The 17,363-nt window shown below is 35.7% G+C and carries 15 protein-coding genes; 8 read left to right on the forward strand and 7 right to left on the reverse strand.

Annotated elements, in window-relative coordinates; genetic code table 11:
* Positions 1-780 carry a class II glutamine amidotransferase gene (locus AC5LW9_RS11980; RefSeq protein WP_493455971.1) on the forward strand — a complete coding sequence of 260 codons (780 nt, stop codon included), beginning with the start codon at positions 1-3 and terminating at the stop codon, positions 778-780.
* Here the strand turns inward: AC5LW9_RS11980 and mdtH are convergent.
* The 6 genes from mdtH to pncB all read right to left on the reverse strand — a co-directional run bounded on the left by mdtH (position 758) and on the right by pncB (position 8,201).
* Positions 758-1,969 carry a multidrug efflux MFS transporter MdtH gene (gene mdtH, locus AC5LW9_RS11985; protein ID WP_493455972.1) on the reverse strand — a complete coding sequence of 404 codons (1,212 nt, stop codon included), beginning with the start codon at positions 1,967-1,969 and terminating at the stop codon, positions 758-760. The genes AC5LW9_RS11980 and mdtH overlap by 23 nt on opposite strands.
* Complete coding sequence (locus AC5LW9_RS11990) at positions 1,970-2,428, reverse strand: methylglyoxal synthase (protein WP_493455973.1); 459 nt, start codon at positions 2,426-2,428, stop codon at positions 1,970-1,972.
* A 137-nt stretch (positions 2,429-2,565) separates the two neighbouring features.
* On the reverse strand, positions 2,566-3,705 hold the full coding sequence (locus AC5LW9_RS11995) for a porin (RefSeq protein ID WP_065738602.1): 1,140 nt from the start codon (positions 3,703-3,705) through the stop codon (positions 2,566-2,568).
* Positions 3,706-4,011: 306 nt separating this feature from the next.
* Positions 4,012-5,154: a porin gene (locus tag AC5LW9_RS12000; RefSeq protein WP_198226888.1), complete on the reverse strand. Its 1,143-nt coding sequence runs from the start codon at positions 5,152-5,154 to the stop codon at positions 4,012-4,014.
* Positions 5,155-5,453: 299 nt separating this feature from the next.
* Positions 5,454-6,857, reverse strand: a complete 1,404-nt coding sequence (gene asnS / locus AC5LW9_RS12005; RefSeq protein ID WP_493455974.1) for an asparagine--tRNA ligase — start codon at positions 6,855-6,857, stop codon at positions 5,454-5,456.
* A 150-nt stretch (positions 6,858-7,007) separates the two neighbouring features.
* A complete protein-coding gene (gene pncB / locus AC5LW9_RS12010; RefSeq protein WP_493455975.1) occupies positions 7,008-8,201 on the reverse strand; it encodes a nicotinate phosphoribosyltransferase in 1,194 nt (397 codons plus the stop codon).
* 158 nt (positions 8,202-8,359) lie between these two features.
* Between pncB and pepN the strand changes: the two genes are divergently transcribed.
* Positions 8,360-10,993 carry an aminopeptidase N gene (gene pepN / locus AC5LW9_RS12015; RefSeq protein WP_493455976.1) on the forward strand — a complete coding sequence of 878 codons (2,634 nt, stop codon included), beginning with the start codon at positions 8,360-8,362 and terminating at the stop codon, positions 10,991-10,993.
* A 142-nt stretch (positions 10,994-11,135) separates the two neighbouring features.
* Positions 11,136-11,465 (forward strand): rhodanese-like domain-containing protein, encoded by a 330-nt coding sequence (locus tag AC5LW9_RS12020; RefSeq protein ID WP_370528570.1) that lies wholly within the window; start codon positions 11,136-11,138, stop codon positions 11,463-11,465.
* Between the two features lie 63 nt (positions 11,466-11,528).
* Here AC5LW9_RS12020 and AC5LW9_RS12025 read toward each other — a convergent pair whose 3' ends face one another.
* Positions 11,529-12,377 carry a MetQ/NlpA family ABC transporter substrate-binding protein gene (locus AC5LW9_RS12025; protein WP_198226880.1) on the reverse strand — a complete coding sequence of 283 codons (849 nt, stop codon included), beginning with the start codon at positions 12,375-12,377 and terminating at the stop codon, positions 11,529-11,531.
* Positions 12,378-12,561: 184 nt separating this feature from the next.
* Here AC5LW9_RS12025 and AC5LW9_RS12030 point away from each other — a divergent pair, with 184 nt between their 5' ends.
* The 5 genes from AC5LW9_RS12030 to mlaE all read left to right on the forward strand — a co-directional run bounded on the left by AC5LW9_RS12030 (position 12,562) and on the right by mlaE (position 17,361).
* Positions 12,562-13,719, forward strand: a complete 1,158-nt coding sequence (locus AC5LW9_RS12030) for an amidohydrolase (protein WP_198226878.1) — start codon at positions 12,562-12,564, stop codon at positions 13,717-13,719.
* On the forward strand, positions 13,716-14,759 hold the full coding sequence (locus AC5LW9_RS12035; RefSeq protein WP_198226876.1) for a methionine ABC transporter ATP-binding protein: 1,044 nt from the start codon (positions 13,716-13,718) through the stop codon (positions 14,757-14,759). Before AC5LW9_RS12030 ends, AC5LW9_RS12035 begins: the two co-directional genes overlap by 4 nt.
* Positions 14,760-15,458: a methionine ABC transporter permease gene (locus tag AC5LW9_RS12040; RefSeq protein ID WP_198226874.1), complete on the forward strand. Its 699-nt coding sequence runs from the start codon at positions 14,760-14,762 to the stop codon at positions 15,456-15,458.
* A 308-nt stretch (positions 15,459-15,766) separates the two neighbouring features.
* Positions 15,767-16,582: a phospholipid ABC transporter ATP-binding protein MlaF gene (gene mlaF / locus AC5LW9_RS12045; RefSeq protein WP_216354667.1), complete on the forward strand. Its 816-nt coding sequence runs from the start codon at positions 15,767-15,769 to the stop codon at positions 16,580-16,582.
* Positions 16,582-17,361 carry a lipid asymmetry maintenance ABC transporter permease subunit MlaE gene (gene mlaE / locus AC5LW9_RS12050; RefSeq protein WP_141677584.1) on the forward strand — a complete coding sequence of 260 codons (780 nt, stop codon included), beginning with the start codon at positions 16,582-16,584 and terminating at the stop codon, positions 17,359-17,361. Before mlaF ends, mlaE begins: the two co-directional genes overlap by 1 nt.
* Positions 17,362-17,363: the final 2 nt, after the last annotated feature.

Below are 17,363 nucleotides of genomic sequence, written 5' to 3' on the forward strand. Positions count from 1 at the left end.
ATGTGTGAACTATTGGGTATGAGCGCTAACGTCCCAACGGATATCTGTTTTAGTTTTACCAGTTTAATTAAACGAGGTGGGGATAAAGGTCCCCATAAAGATGGCTGGGGAATCACGTTCTATGAAGGAAAAGGTTGCCGAACATTCAAAGATCCTGAGCCTTGTAGTTACTCCGCAATCGCCAAAGTGGTTCAAGAGTATCCTATCAAGTCTAAGGCTGTAGTTGCACATATTCGACAAGCAAATCGTGGCGGAGTCGCACTTGAAAATACCCATCCATTTACGCGTCAGTTGTGGGGAAAAAATTGGACTTTTGCCCACAATGGTCAATTAACTGATTACCAAAATCTTGAAACAGGTCTTTTTCAACCCGTCGGTGAAACAGACAGCGAATATGCTTTTTGTTACTTAATTAACCAATTGCACCAAACGTATCCCCAGCAACCTACTGATGATTTAGCCTTGTTTCGCTTTATAAAGCTTTGTGCTGATAATCTCAGTAAGCTGGGAATATTTAATATGTTACTTTCTGATGGACAATTTGTCTTTGCTTACTGCACCACCAATCTACATTGGATAACCCGTAGAGCTCCCTTTGGCAAAGCAAAACTACTTGATGAAGATGTAGAAATTGATTTTCAAAAACATACAACACCTAATGATATAGTAACCATTATTTCGACTTTACCTTTAACATCAAATGAGACTTGGAATAAACTTAATGCAAATGAAGCAATCTTGTTTAAAAATGGTGAAATCAACCAATCTTTTTCATCTTAACGCGAACCATTGGCGGTTCGTCTTTGAATAAGTACTGTAAATACGCTAATGTTAATAAGCCAATAAAGGTTAATATAATCCAAGGTAAGTGTGGAAAACCAATCTCCATAGCAATATCATAAAGCCATCCCGCACCGGTATAACCAATAAATCCGCCTAGAGCCAGCCCTAACCGACTAAACCCCATGTAACTGCCTTTAGCTTTAGGATTTGTTAAAACCGTTGATAAAGTTTCTCTGGCAGGTTCAGCAACAATTGCCCCTAAATAAAAGAGTGCAATTAGTGTTAAAAGCATAGATAAATGTGTCGTAAAACCAATAATGATAAAAGCAAATGACATCAAGAACAGACCGAATTTAAGACGTTGATCCAATCTAAAATATTTTTCACTTAAGCGCGCAAGTGGATAAAGTAATACCAGTGAAATACCAGCTTGAATTGCATACATCCATTTTACATAACTAGGGCTACCTGATACTTGGGTTATAGTGAGCGGTAACATTAACATTATCTGTACCCATAACACATAATAACCGGTTAAAGTAAGCACATAACGGGTAAATTTTTTATCTTTAACAACCATTTTCATACCTTTGATGATTGGCGCTTTACCTATGGCTATGTGGTAAGCTGGCAAAAAGAAAATATTAAAAATACCACACAAGAAGAAAATAAAAGCCCCACACCAACAGACTAAATGGAAGTCATAATCAATTAAAATCCCACCAATAAGCGCACCAATAACTGCTCCTGCATTATCTTGTATCATTAATAGCGAAATAAATTTGCCACGCTCATGTGGACGAGTGAATTTAATAGTCAATCCCATACGAGGAGGATCAAAGAGTAATCCTCCTAATGCTGAAAGCAAACAAGAAAGTAACAATAGCCAAGGTTCGCTAGCAACCGCCATCGAAATAAATCCGACGCAACGCAAAAACATTCCAGTAACAATCATTGGTTTTGCACCAAAACGATCAGCAATCGCGCCACCAATAATTCCAAAACCTTGTTGCACAAATTGTCGAAAACCTAAAGCAAAACCGACAAATAGAGCACTCCATCCGACTTGACTTACAAAATGAGTCGAAACCAGAGGAAAAACGACGTAAAATCCTAAGACAATAAACAAATTATCCAACAACAGTATTTGTCTGCCAGTTTTGCGAATTTGGGATGGTATTGGCATTTAATTAACTCTTTCGGCTAAATAACCTTGATAATCAGGAATTTCGATATCAACTTCTTGTTTAAAAATGGCCGATTGAATTAATGCATTGGCAGTAGCTTGGTTGGTTGCAACTGGGATATTCCAAACTGTTGATAACCGTAATAACGCTTTAACATCTGGATCGTGAGGAACGGCGTTAAGTGGATCCCAAAAAAAGATAAGAATATCAATTTTACCTTCCGCAATTAGTGCACCTATTTGCTGATCACCACCCATCGGACCACTAAGCATTGGGGTAATATTTAATCCTGTTTCTTTTTTAATTAAGGTGCCCGTTGTTCCTGTTCCACATAAATTATGATGTGCAAGTTCTTCTCGGTTTTTTTGACACCAATTTAATAGTAATTCTTTCAAGTGATCATGCGCAACTAATGCAATATTTTTTTTTGCTGGTAATTTACGAGTGGTATAACGCATTTTTGTTGTCCTAATTCTTTATAATTTTTTTAATTTTTTAACAGAGTATGAATTAAAGTGCAAGGGATATTTATTGATCAATCGATAATAAAAAAGGCACCGAAGTGCCTTTTTAGAATTTAACAAGTTACAACCAATTAGAATTGATAGATTAAACCAAGTGCAACGGTATCTTTCGTTGTAGCTTTAATTTGTGATTTAGTAAATGCACCGTCTTCGTAAAGAGCACGACGTGCACCAATATCATCTTTATCTAACAAGTTGATTTTGTAATCAATGATAGCTTGTAGGTTTTTGTTGAAATCATAAGTTAGACCAACATCAACATATTTAGCTAGGTCATTACCTTTAAGGCCTGCATCACTTGTTAAGCTAGATGCATCTTTAACTTTATGTTGGATATAAGCTAAAGATGGAGTTAAACGACCAACTTCAAAGTCGATACCATATTGTGCTACGAATTCAAAACCTTTAGTTTTTAAATCATCCGCACGACGCTCTGTTGTAGCATTGTCCCAACCATATTTTTGTTTGCCTTCAATATATAGCGCTGCTAAATAAACATTATTGTTGTCGTATTTAACACCTGCTGACCATGATTTAGCATCTCTATGACCGCCTGTTTGTGCATAACCAGCACCAACAGATAGACCTGTGTCAAGCACATCCCAATCTACTACAGAACCCCATGCTTCGGCACTGTTGTGACCATTTCGAGCATGTTCATTGAAATGACTAGTTGAACTATTATCACCATTGTCAGCGTATTGAACAGCAAAGCGTAAACCATTAACTAGACCGAAGAAATCTGAGTTACGGTAAGTTGCTACAGCTTTAGTACGTGCAGTTAAAGCATAAAGATCATTATCTGATGCATCGCCACCAAATTCAGGTAAAACATCGGTATATGAAGTTAAGGTTTTTAACACACCATCATTACGACCATAATCGAATGAACCGAAATCACCAAAGTTTAAACCTGCAAATGCATAACGAGTTTCGTTATCAGCATTTTTTCCAGTTTTTGCTTCATATTCCCAACGACCATAACCGGTTAAACTATCAGTAACTTGAGTTTGTCCTGACATGCCTAAACGAGCGGTAGTTTTGTCACCTTCGCCAGTTTGATTGTCGCGATCAGTAATATAGTTTAAAGCATAAACTCGACCATAGAAGTCAACTTTATTACCATCTTTGTTCCATACTTCAATAGAAGCGTTAGCTGTACCTGCAATTAAAAGCGCAGGAATTGCGATTGCTAATAGATTACGTTTCATTTTGTTACCCTCGTAGGTATATTTTATTATTAAAGAAGCAAATTACTTTGCTCTGGATTTAATAATTAACTACTAAAAATAGCAATTATATTATTACAGTGATATCTATTTTAATTTTTATAAAATAGATTTTAATCGTATACACTATCTATTTAACAATGTTCTTTAGATTAAATCTGAGGTTTTGCGATTATTTTAATATTTAATATTAAATTTTTTAAACATTAAATGTTTTTTTGCTCAAAAAGAGGTTTTTTTAGGTATTAAAAAAGGCACCTAAGTGCCTTTTTATAAGAGGTTAAGAGATTAGAATTGGTAAATTAAACCAACGCCTAACACATCTTTTGTACCTGGTTTGTTCCCGTGTTTACCACGTGGAGTTTCAGTATTCCAATCAGCACCGATATCTTTATGATCTAACAAGTTGAATTTATATTCAACAATTGTACTAAAGTTTTTATTTAAATCGTAAGTTGCACCTAAAGACACATACTTAGCTACAGGAGAATTATATCCTGCCGCATAATAATGGTAATCAGCATCAGAGAAGTGCATAGAATCTGCTTTAAGTTTATGTTGAACATAAGCTAAAGATGGAGTTAAACGACCCACTTCTAAATCAATACCATATTGAGCAACTAATTCAAAGCCTCTGAGTTTAAGATCACGATCTCTTTCAACACCATTATTCCATACAACAGTAGTGGCTCTTTTTACTTTACTTTGGAAGTAGTTAGCACCTAAATATAAGTCATAGTTTTCATATTTAAGACCAGCTGCCCAAGTATTATGGCGGGTATCGCTCACAGTTGATTGAGCATAGCCTGCGCCAGCAGTTAAACCTGTATCAAAAATACGCCATTGTACGTTTGCACCGTAGGCTTCTCTTGAATTTCCTTTGATACCGTCTACAGTAGTAGAATTATCACCATTATCAGCATATTGTAAAGCAAAACTGATGTCATCAGACAAACCAAAGAAGTTGTTGTTACGATAAGTCGCTACAGCTTTAGTACGTGAAGAAAGTACATTCCAATTATTGTTTGCTGCGTCACCACCAAATTGCGGCAATACATCAGTATAAGCAGTGATTGCTTTTAACACACCATCGTTACGACCATAATCGAATGAACCTAAGTCACCAAAGTTTAAACCTGCAAATGCATAACGAACTTCATTGTCAGAATTTTTACCTGCTTTCGCTTCATATTCCCAACGACCGTAGCCTACTAGGCTATCAGTAATTTGAGTTTGGCCAGACATGCCTAGACGAGCTGAAGTATCATCACCTTCATCTTTTTGACCGCGGTCAGTGATGTTATTAGCTGCTTTTACTCGACCATAAAAGTCAACTTTGTTGCCGTCTTTGTTCCATACTTCGATAGAAGCGTTTGCACCAGCTGCAACTAAAAGTGCAGGAATAGCGATTGCTAATAGATTACGTTTCATTTTTTACCCTCATGGTTATTTTAATACTGACACAGTCCATAGGATTTGAGTCAATTTCAACTACAATGATTATTCATCCAAAAATAATATCTTTATCTATTATTTTTATCTAATTTTCACAGTAGTGTAAATTATGTATAAATTTTACTTAAAATCAAGTGAACTTTTCGTTAAACAGGATGTCTAACGCTAAAAAAGGGTTTGTTTGGATACTTTTTGTACTTTTTTTGAATTTCTATTATGCTTTTTTCATCTAAACCAACTTAATATCGGTTTAGATGAATAAAAATGCAATCAGTTTAGAAATTTGCGTTACGCGGAGTTCTTGGGAATGGAATAACATCTCGGACATTTTGCACACCCGTGACATAAACAATTAAGCGTTCAAATCCCAGACCAAAACCAGAGTGAGGGACTGTGCCATAACGACGTAAATCACGATACCACCAGTAATCTTCTTTTTTAAGACCCATTTCGTCCATTCGTTTATCTAGCATATCTAAGCGTTCTTCACGTTGTGAACCGCCAATAATTTCGCCAATGCCTGGCGCTAACACATCCATTGCTGCCACAGTTTTACCATCGTCATTCATACGCATATAAAATGCTTTGATATCTTTAGGATAGTTTTTAACAACAACTGGTGCTTTAAAATGTTGCTCAGCTAAATAACGTTCATGTTCTGAAGCTAAATCAATACCCCAACTCACTGGATTTTCAAATTTGGCATCACAATTTTGTAAAATAGTAATTGCATCGGTGTAATCAACTTGTGCAAAATCGGCACTTATAAAATTTTCTAGCCGAGTAATCGCATCTTTATCAATATGCTGAGCAAAAAATTGCATATCATCAGCACGTTTTTCAAGTACTGTCTTAAATACATATTTCAGCATATCTTCAGCTAGCTTGGCGTTGTCATCAAGATCAGCAAACGCAACTTCAGGTTCCATCATCCAGAATTCGGCTAAATGACGCGTAGTATTTGAGTTCTCAGCTCTAAACGTTGGACCAAAAGTATAGACTTTTGAAAGCGCACATGCATAAGTTTCAGCATTTAATTGGCCAGATACTGTTAAAAACGCTTCTTTACCAAAAAAGTCTTTATCGTAATCAATTTTATCATTATCGTTTTTTGGAAGATTCAACATATCAAGCGTTGAAACACGAAACATCTCGCCTGCACCTTCGGTATCCGATGCGGTAATAATTGGCGTAGAAAGCCAAAAAAAGCCACGTTCATCAAAAAATTGATGAATAGCTTGAGCAAGCGTATGACGAACACGCGTAATTGCACCGACAATATTGGTTCTTGCACGTAAGTGGGCAACTTCACGCAGATATTCTATTGAGTGACGTTTCGCCGCCATAGGATAAGTTTCAGGATCATCCACAAAGCCATACACATCAACCTGTGTTGCTTGTAATTCATATTTTTGCCCCTGTCCTGGTGATTCCACAACTTTACCTGTGATTTTAACCGAACAACCCGCAGTTAAGCGCAAAATATCTTGTTCATAATTAGGTAAATTATTTTCGATAACAGCTTGAATTGGCGAAAAGCAAGAGCCATCATAAACTGCTAGAAATGAAATACCTGCTTTAGAATCACGGCGAGTTCTCACCCAACCTTGAACGGAAATGGTGCTACCAACGGCGATTTTGCCTTGTAACACATCAACAATAGGAGCAACTGAATTCATTTTAATTATCCATCTCTACATTAATTTGTTTAAATAAATTTTAAGTAATACTGATATATTTTAACGATTTCCCATAATAAAATGGAATCAATACCCAATTAAAAAATTTTTATACGGATTTACTTTTATAAGATTAATAATAATTTATTATTAATATTTAACATTGAAAGTTCGTTTTAACTCATCAATAAAATCTAAATCTTGAGATATTGTTTTACCTGGACTATCAGATAATTTAGCCACTGATTGATTATTGCATTGCGTTAATTTAATCACAATATTCAAAGCTTTGGTATTCGCTTCGGTTGAAGGAATATCACACGCCAAAAAGCCACCAATACCGAATGACAGTTTTACTCGATGATTAAAATGGTTATAAATTTTAATAGCCTTATCAAAATTTAAACTATCAGAAAAAACGAGTAATTTAGTTTTAGGATCTATTCCTAACTGCTGATAATGCGCTATAGCTTTTTCACCCCATTCAATAGAATCACCTGAATCATGGCGAAGTCCTTGATAACAAGAAGCAAAATGATGTTCGAAATCACGCAAAAAAGCATCCATGGTAATACAATCAGTTAAAGCAATATCTAAATCATGAGGGTACTCGTCTAACCAAACTCGAAGCGCATCTTTTTGACAATCTTTCAAAATTGGACTTAATCGTTGATGCGCTTGGAACCATTCATGAGCTTGAGTGCCAACGGGATTTAACCCTAAACGATAGGCAAGTAAATAGTTGCTAGTGCTATTAAAATCTTGAAAATTATCTTTCAAATAGCTGACAACGGCTTCTTGTACCGCAAACGAATAACGCCGACGCGTACCAAAATCCATTAAATTAAAACCAGACATATCCATATTAGCCGTTTTTTCATTAAATAGAGCCAATTTATCTTTTAGTCTAGCGATTGCTTCTGGCACACCGATTTGTGGTGAACGATCCTTATGTACAATTTCACTGATTACCGCAAGCAAAGGGACTTCCCATAAGATAACATCTAACCATTTACCTTCAATCGAAATTTCAAGTACACCATCTTCGTTTTTAATGGTGAGTAAATCACTATTGAAGCGCCAATCTTTAAGCCAATTTAAATAGTCGGATTTAAAAAATGGAATACCAGATAAATAGTTAAATTCATCATCTGTAAGCGATAACGATTCCATTAATTTAACTTGATACATTATTTCATCAGCATAATGTCCTAATAAATCATCACTTCGACAACGGAACTGCGCAACAACGGTTGCATCTGGGTAATGATGAAAAACGGCTTGTTGCATATGCAATTTATATGCATCAGTATCTAAAATTGATGTAATTATTGCTGGTAACATATGTATCTATTATTACTACTATAAAGAAAATTCCTCAGATTATAGCAGAATAATAGTGAAGAGATAGACTAATTATGTAATAAGATTATTTTTAATCAGCTATAATACTATCTAAATAGGATAAAGATTGAATACCAACTAAAAAGGTCACGACAAAAATGAATACCAAAACAGCTGAATTACAACCCATTGCTAAATATCGTCTCGATTATAAAACACCAGATTTTACCATTACAGACATTGATCTTGATTTTGATTTGGCGCCAGAAACAACCACAGTCACTGCTCGTAGCCGTGTTGTGCAAAAAAACCAGCAAGCAAACGATCTCATTTTAGATGGTGAGGACCTTAAGCTCATTTCGATCAACATTAATGAACAATCTTGGCAAGATTATCAAATCACTGAAACAGGTCTAATCATTCAGAATGTTCCAAGCGAATTCACCCTTACCATTGTTAACGAAATTAAGCCAATTGATAATACAGCGCTGGAAGGATTATACGTTTCAGGTGAAGCACTATGCACTCAATGCGAAGCAGAAGGATTTAGACATATCACCTATTATCTTGATCGTCCAGATGTTCTTGCTCGCTTTTCAACTCGAATCACTGCCAATAAACAACAATATCCTTATCTACTTTCTAATGGTAACCGTATTGCACAAGGTGAACTTGCTAATGGTCGTCATTGGGTTCAATGGCAAGACCCTTTCCCTAAACCAGCCTATCTATTTGCATTAGTTGCAGGTGATTTTGACATATTGAGAGATCAATTTACCACTCAATCTAATCGTAAAGTTGATTTAGAAATTTATGTTGATAAAGGTAATTTAGACCGTTCACATTGGGCTATGACGAGCTTAAAAAATTCAATGCGCTGGGATGAAACACGCTTTGGTTTAGAATACGATTTAGATATCTTCATGATTGTTGCGGTTGATTTTTTCAATATGGGCGCAATGGAAAATAAAGGTCTGAATATCTTTAACTCCAAATATGTATTAGCCAAACCAGAAACCGCAACCGATACAGACTATTTGGGTATTGAGGGAGTAATTGGTCACGAATATTTTCACAATTGGACTGGCGATCGGGTCACTTGTCGAGATTGGTTCCAACTTAGCTTAAAAGAAGGATTAACGGTGTTTCGAGATCAAGAATTCAGTTCTGACATGGGTTCAAGAGCCGTTAAACGTATTGATGACGTTAAATTAATGCGCACTGTACAGTTTGCCGAAGATGCAAGTCCGATGTCACACCCTATTCGCCCTGACCAAGTTATTGAGATGAATAATTTTTACACGGTAACCGTGTATGAGAAAGGCGCAGAAGTGATTCGTATGATGCATACTCTATTAGGCGAAGAAAAATTCCAAGCGGGAATGAAGCTCTATTTTGAACGTCATGACGGAAGTGCAGCAACATGTGATGATTTTGTAGCAGCAATGCAAGATGCATCAGGAATCGATTTAACTCAATTCAAATTATGGTATAGTCAATCAGGAACACCAGAATTAACTGTTACTGATAGTTATGACTCCAAAAATCAGCAATATACTTTAACAGTCGAGCAACATACTCCTGCAACTCAAGATCAAGCGAAAAAACAAGCACTGCATATTCCGCTAGATATTGAATTATATCAACATAATGGTCAAGTGATTACACTACAATATCAAGGTAAATCTATTCACCATGTTTTAAATTTAACTCAGTCTAAACAGCAATTTATTTTTGACCATGTTAATGAAAAACCAATTATTTCACTATTACGGGATTTTTCAGCACCTGTTAAATTAACTTATGATTATCAAGATGATGATCTTATTTTCTTGATGCAACATGCGACTAATGCTTTTAGTCGTTATGATGCCGCACAAATGTTGTTAGCAAAATATGTACGCTTAAATGTAGCAAATTTCCAAGAAAATCGTGAATTAACATTGCCAGAATCAGTATTAGATGCCTTTAGAGCAGTATTATTATCAGAAACGGCTGATCCAGCTTTAATTGCACAAATTTTGACTTTACCGTCTGAAAACGAATTAGCCAATTTATTTAAGGTCATCGATCCAACAGCCATTTATCAAGTTCGTCAGTTTTTACTAAGTCGTTTTGCCAATGAACTGAACGACGAATTAAATGCAGTTTATTTTAATAATAAAGTCGTTGACTATCATATTGAACATAAAGATATTTCTAAGCGATCACTTAAAAACTGCTGTTTAACTTTATTAGCCTATGCGGATAATAAATCCCATGCCAACACATTAGTAAGTCAGCAATACTATCACGCTAATAACATGACGGATTGCTTAGCTGCTCTAACTACAGCAGTTAAAGCGCAACTTGATTGTTACAATGAATTGTTAACTGATTTTGATAATAAATGGCATCAAGATGGCTTGGTAATGGATAAATGGTTATCCCTTAATGCAACAAGTCCAGATACCCATGTGCTATCAACCGTGAAGAAATTATTAACTCACCGTTCATTCTCAATGAGTAATCCAAATCGCATTCGTGCATTAATTGGAGCTTTTGTAAATAATAACCCTGTTGCTTTTCATGCTGAAGATGGAAGTGGTTATCATTTCTTAGTTGAAATCTTGACTGAGTTGAACCAGAAAAATCCACAAGTTGCCGCTAGATTAATCGATCCACTGATTCGGTTGAAACGTTATGGCGAAAAACGTCAACAACTGATGCGAACAGCGCTTGAAAGATTACTAAAACTTGATAATCTCTCTAAAGATTTATATGAAAAAATTAGTAAAGCTTTAGCAGCATAATCAATAAAACATATCATCCTACATAATTATAGTAGGATGATATGACTTTATTATTCGATATTTTTACTAAAACGTATAGGTAACCTCAAACTTTTTGACATTTCTACCTTTTAAAAAATAAGATAACGGACTTTAAATGACAATTACCATAAAAGAAATAACACCTGCTGAGCTAGCACAAAAAATAGAGGCATTTGATAAGTTATTCTTACTTGATGTCCGTGAACCTAATGAAGTTGCCATTTGTAGTATTAATGGATCAACACATATTCCAATGAATCTTATTCCATTATATTTAGATGAAATTCCAGATGGAATTGATATCGTTATTTACTGCCACCACGGTGTTAGAAGCTTAAATGTGGCTAACTATTTAGCCGAAAATGGCTTTGATAGCGAATATTTATATAATCTCACGGGGGGAATCGACGCTTGGGCGCTCACTATTGATGAACAGATGACAAGGTATTAAAAAGCCCATGACTACATGGGCTGTATGCAACTATATATACTTTATCCTAATGAGAATTTTGATCTATTCCTGAGGCATTACCCAATAACCATTTTGATTATGCTCTTTCATATAATCTTTAAACTGCTGGGATTGATAAATGCGCTTAATATCTTGAGCCCACTGACTGTTTTCATTACCGCCGTTCACAACAACCATAATTTCTAAATCAGGAATAATAGTTTCTAAAAGTAACGCTTTATTTGAGTCAATGTTAGCTGAGTAAACGATACTTCCTGGTATCACCGCAAAATCTACTTCGTTCATGACACGAGGTATATTAGCTGAATCCATTTCAACAATATCAATGCCTGCAATATTTTGAGCGATATCATTTTTACTAACGATGATTGGATTAGCATTTTCTTTCAATTTTATCCAACCTGCTTTTTCGAGTAAGTTATAAGAACGGGCTGCATTTGACGCATCTTGTGGAATCGCGACTTTAGCCCCCGCAAACACTTGCTGCAATGAGGTATATTTATTCGAAAATATGGCTGCCGGTACAGACGGCACATGAACCACTGGCTTTAAATTAGCTTTGCGCTGACTATTAAAAACATCCATATAAGCAGTATGCTGAGCGACCGTTAAATCAATACTACCTTCACTTAAAGCCACATCTGATTCAAGTAAATGAGGAAAATTAACTAACTTAACCTTATATCCTTCTGATTCTAATATTGGCATAACAGCATCTTTAAAAAGATCATTATAGGGACCAGGTGACACCCCCATACTAATCTCTTTTTTGGTTTGATTATTAGCTTGCTTGGATGAATCGTTACAAGCATTTATAAAAAATGCAGAACATACGATTAATGCTAATGATAGGTATTTAAATAATTTTTGTTTGATAAAACATATTTTCATGTGAGCTACCCTTTGTAAGCTAGAAACATTAGATACACTCTAACATAGAAAAAATAGTTCATTTATTCCATGTAATTCTATCTTATAACTTTTTGGAATAAGATATAAAAAACGATTATTAGAGAGATAAATATGCCTATGTTACCGTTAATAGTATCAATCATTATTAATCGTTGGATATATTATGAGTCAAACTATCGCAGATACTATTCATCGACTCTTTGTCGAGTTACACCAAAATCCTGAACTTTCTAATCAGGAATTTGAAACCACAAAACGATTAAAATCTTATTTACAACAAGCCAATATACGCATTTTGGAATTAGGCGCTAAAACAGGTGTGATAGCAGAAATAGGCTCCGGTTCACCAGTACTAGCATTACGTGCTGATATTGATGCATTGCCTATCCAAGAACAAACCACGTGTGAATATCGTTCAAAAAATCCAAATGTAATGCATGCCTGTGGGCACGACGTACATACTGCTATTTTAATGGGAGCAGCATACTTACTAAAAGCACATGAAAAAGATTTAAAAGGAACAATTCGTCTACTATTTCAGCCTGCTGAAGAAAATTTTAGTGGTGCATTACACTTTATTGAAATTGGTGCATTAAAGGGAGTTGATGCAATCTTAGGGCAACACAATAATCCCAATTTAACCATAAATCAGATGGCATCATGTGCTGGGCCGTTTTCTGCTAATGTTGACCGTATTGAAATTACTGTTAAAGGTGTAGGTGCGCATGCAGCAAGGCCAGAAACAGGGGTTGATCCTATCGTTGTTGGTGCTCAAATAGTTAATGCAGTTCAAACAATATCAAGTCGAAGTGTGAGCGGATTAGATGCGGTTATCGTTAGTATTACCAAATTTCAAGGAGGAAATACTTGGAATGTAATTCCCGAAACGGTAGAAATGGAGGGAACGGTTAGAACGCTCACACCTGAAATTAGAGCTAAAGTTAAACAGCAGCTAAAAAATATTACTGAAAATATTGCTTCTGCCTTAGGTGCGAAAGCTGAGCTACGCTGGTTTGATGGTCCACCATCCATTATTAATGATGCTAAATGGGTTGAATTTGCCAAACAAGTTGCTAAACATGCAAATTATGAAATCGTCGACTTTAAACCTCAACTTGGTGGCGAAGATTTTGCTCATTACTTACATCACGTTCCCGGCGCTTTTATTAACCTTGGTTCACAAAGTCCTTACGCTGTGCATCATCCTAAATTTCAGCTTAATCGAGATATGATAATGCCTGCCGTTAACTATTTATCTGAACTTGCCAAGCAAGCACTAATTCAATTAGCACAAGATAAAAAAGCAGGTGGTAACTTATGATTAAATTTGAAAATGTATCAAAACAATATGAGCGCAATGACATTACTACCCAAGCATTAAATAATATCAATTTAACCATAGCAAAGGGGGATATTTATGGCATTATCGGTTATAGTGGTGCCGGAAAAAGCACACTTGTTCGTTTAATTAACTTTCTCGAAAGACCGACTCAAGGCAGTGTCACAATTCAAAATCAATTACTCAATCAACTATCTAGTCAAGAGTTACGTCAAGTTCGTCGAAAAATCGGCATGATCTTCCAGCACTTTAATTTACTTGAATCAAAAACCGTATTTGAAAATGTTGCTATTCCATTAGTCCTAATCAAAAAAGATAAACAAACGATTAAACAAAAAGTGTATGAACTATTGGAGTTTGTTGGATTAAGAGATAAAGCTAATAGCTATCCTAAAGAGCTATCGGGTGGGCAAAAACAGCGCATAGGTATTGCGCGAGCTTTAGCTAACAATCCAGATATACTGCTGTGCGACGAAGCCACATCAGCGCTTGATCCACAAACGACTCAATCCATTTTAGACTTAATAAAACAAATCAATGAAAAATATAAAATAACCGTTGTATTAATCACTCATGAAATGAGTGTTATTGAACGAATTTGTCACAAAGTTGCCGTCATGGAAAAAGGTAACATCATTGAGCATGGTAATGTGCTTGATGTATTTGGTCACCCGAAACATCACACGACACAAAATTTTGTCAGCTCTGTGATAAACGATCAAATTCCAAGTGGTGTAGTTGAAAATCTATTAAAAATAGAAGGAGACAAAAATAATATCAAATTATTTAAATTGGAGTTTTTAGGACGTTCAGCCTCTGAGCCCGTCATTAATTCACTCATTTTACAACAAAAAGTTATTGTGAATATTTTATTTGCCCATATGTCAGAAATCGAAAAAACGGTTTTAGGCAGTATGTTTGTTCAATTAAAAGGTGAGGATAGTAACATTGACGAAGCGGTGCACTATCTACGTGAACGTGGTGTACAAGTTACCAAAATAAAACAATGGGAGATTAATTAAATGCAAATATTTAATAATATACTTAGTTATTTAAGTACGAATTTTGCCACTACTGTCACCTCTGATCAGTTCATACAAGCATCTTTCGAAACCTTGATTATGGTTGTTTTTTCTTTAATATTGGGCTCTCTGATTGGCATTCCATTGGGTATCTGTTTAGTAACCACTCGCCCTTCTGGTCTACTTGAAAATAGACGAATCTATCGCATTATCAACCCAATCATTAATTTAGTGCGTTCATTGCCATTCATTATTTTACTTGTCGCAATTTTGCCTTTAACAAAGTTTATTGTCGGCAGCTCAATTGGAACTACAGCAGCAATTGTTCCACTCACTTTTTATGTTGCTCCTTACATAGCTCGATTAGTGGAAAACTCGTTATTAGATGTAAAAAGCGGTATTATTGAAGCTGCAGAAGCTATGGGCGCAACGCCAATCCAAATAATTTGGCATTTTATGTTACCAGAAGCTTTTAGCTCATTACTTTTAACGCTTACAACCGCCACAATTGGCTTAATTGGAGCTACCGCCATGGCGGGTGCTATTGGTGCAGGTGGTATTGGCGATTTAGCTATTTCATATGGTTATCAACGTTTTGACACGACGGTAACTTACATCTGTGTGTTTATTTTGGTTATTGTCATTCAATTTGTACAAAGTACGGGTAACTACTTAGCTCGCAAGGCACGGCATGAATAGCTTAACTAAGCGATAATATATAGAGTAAATTACTCTCTATATTATCTATATTTATTAAACGTCTTTATTACTTAAGTTCTATTACCTGAGTTTAAATACTACTTTATTGCAGATTAATAAATAGTAATGAATGTAAAAAAGTTTCAGGTTAACTATACGTTTGAGTATAAAACACACGAATAAATTCGTTATAACAGGTTTAAATTAGTAAAAACAGACTCATTGATAATATGTTTAATAGATTTCATTATTAATAAATATCAAGTAAAATAGGCGAAATTTTAATTCTGGTAGTGTAGGAAATCATTGTGACTGATGCATTACAGCAAAATTTGGTCGAAATACACGATATGTCTTTCTATCGTGGAACACGACCTATTTATAAAAATATGAGTTTGACTGTTCAAAAAGGCAAGATAACCGCTATTATGGGGCCTTCTGGAATTGGTAAAACTACACTATTAAGACTGATTGGTGGACAATTAAAACCACAAACAGGACAAATTTTATTTGATGGTGAAGACATACCAAGCATGTCTCGCTCAAGACTATATGAAGTACGCAAGCGCATGAGCATGCTATTCCAATCAGGCGCATTATTTACTGACCTATCTGTATTTGATAATGTCGCTTATCCTCTGCGTGAGCATCTTAAATTACCTGAACCAGTATTACATAACTTGGTATTGATGAAGTTACAATCCGTAGGACTTCGCGGTGCGGCAAATATGATGCCATCAGAATTATCTGGAGGGATGGCTAGACGAGCGGCATTAGCGAGAGCAATTGCGCTTGATCCTGATTTAATCATGTTTGACGAACCTTTTGCTGGGCAAGATCCAATTTCAATGGGCGTAATTGTTAAGCTTATTTCTGAAATTAATCAATCGTTAGGATTAACATGCATTGTGGTTAGTCATGATGTGAACGAAGTGTTGAGTATTGCCGATTACGCCTACATTGTAGCAGAACAGCATATTATCGCTGGTGGTACTTCAGAGCAACTACGTGACAATGATGATTTACGAGTTAAACAATTCTTGGAAGGACTTGCAGATGGACCAGTACCTTTTCATTATCCTGCTAATGATTACAAATTGGACCTAAGCAGAGGTATAAAATAATGTTGAATTTACTCGCAAAAATGGGGCAATGGTTTATTAATGTGATCGCCATGATCGGGCGCTCAGGAATGATGCTATTTGGCGCATTGATTGGTCAACCACAATTTAAAAAACAATTCCCATTACTGGTCAAACAATTCTACTTTGTTGGTGTACAATCATTATCCATTATTATCGTGTCAGGTCTGTTTATCGGCATGGTACTAGCGCTACAAGGCTACTTTATTTTAACAACATTTGGAGCTGAAGCCAGTTTAGGGATGTTGGTTGCACTTGCATTGTTACGAGAGCTAGGACCTGTTGTTGCTGGATTACTGTTTGCTGGCCGTGCAGGCTCTGCCTTAACAGCTGAAATCGGTCTTATGAAAGCTACCGAGCAGCTATCAAGTATGGAAATGATGGCAGTTGATCCTTTACGCCGCATTATAGCTCCACGGTTCTGGGCAGGATTTTTTAGCATGCCATTTTTAACAGCGATTTTTGTTGCGGTCGGAATCATAGGTGGCGTATTAGTTGGTGTAGATTGGAAAGGGATTGACTCAGGGTTCTTTTGGTCATCCATCCAAAGTAATGTTGATTGGTGGCATGATTTAGGTAACTGTTTTATTAAAAGTTTTGCATTTGCTATTGCCAGTACTTGGATTGCACTTTTTAATGGATACGATTGTGTACCAACATCAGAAGGAATTAGTCGGGCAACAACTAATACAGTTGTTTATTCATCATTAGTTATTTTGGGGTTAGATTTTATTTTAACCGCATTAATGTTTAGTAATTGAGG

Source organism: Gilliamella sp. LMG 34360, assembly GCF_984568995.1.

Excerpts from the sequence above, each read along its gene's own strand:
- AC5LW9_RS11995 (WP_065738602.1), bottom strand. The coding sequence starts at position 3,705 with ATGAAACGTAATCTATTAGCAATCGCAATTCCTGCGCTTTTAATTGCA.
- AC5LW9_RS12030 (WP_198226878.1), top strand. The coding sequence starts at position 12,562 with ATGAGTCAAACTATCGCAGATACTATTCATCGACTCTTTGTCGAGTTA.
- AC5LW9_RS11990 (WP_493455973.1), bottom strand. The coding sequence starts at position 2,428 with ATGCGTTATACCACTCGTAAATTACCAGCAAAAAAAAATATTGCATTA.
- mdtH (WP_493455972.1), bottom strand. The coding sequence starts at position 1,969 with ATGCCAATACCATCCCAAATTCGCAAAACTGGCAGACAAATACTGTTG.
- pepN (WP_493455976.1), top strand. The coding sequence starts at position 8,360 with ATGAATACCAAAACAGCTGAATTACAACCCATTGCTAAATATCGTCTC.
- pncB (WP_493455975.1), bottom strand. The coding sequence starts at position 8,201 with ATGTTACCAGCAATAATTACATCAATTTTAGATACTGATGCATATAAA.
- AC5LW9_RS11980 (WP_493455971.1), top strand. The coding sequence starts at position 1 with ATGTGTGAACTATTGGGTATGAGCGCTAACGTCCCAACGGATATCTGT.
- mlaE (WP_141677584.1), top strand. The coding sequence starts at position 16,582 with ATGTTGAATTTACTCGCAAAAATGGGGCAATGGTTTATTAATGTGATC.
- AC5LW9_RS12000 (WP_198226888.1), bottom strand. The coding sequence starts at position 5,154 with ATGAAACGTAATCTATTAGCAATCGCTATTCCTGCACTTTTAGTTGCA.
- AC5LW9_RS12025 (WP_198226880.1), bottom strand. The coding sequence starts at position 12,377 with ATGAAAATATGTTTTATCAAACAAAAATTATTTAAATACCTATCATTA.
- asnS (WP_493455974.1), bottom strand. The coding sequence starts at position 6,857 with ATGAATTCAGTTGCTCCTATTGTTGATGTGTTACAAGGCAAAATCGCC.
- AC5LW9_RS12035 (WP_198226876.1), top strand. The coding sequence starts at position 13,716 with ATGATTAAATTTGAAAATGTATCAAAACAATATGAGCGCAATGACATT.
- AC5LW9_RS12040 (WP_198226874.1), top strand. The coding sequence starts at position 14,760 with ATGCAAATATTTAATAATATACTTAGTTATTTAAGTACGAATTTTGCC.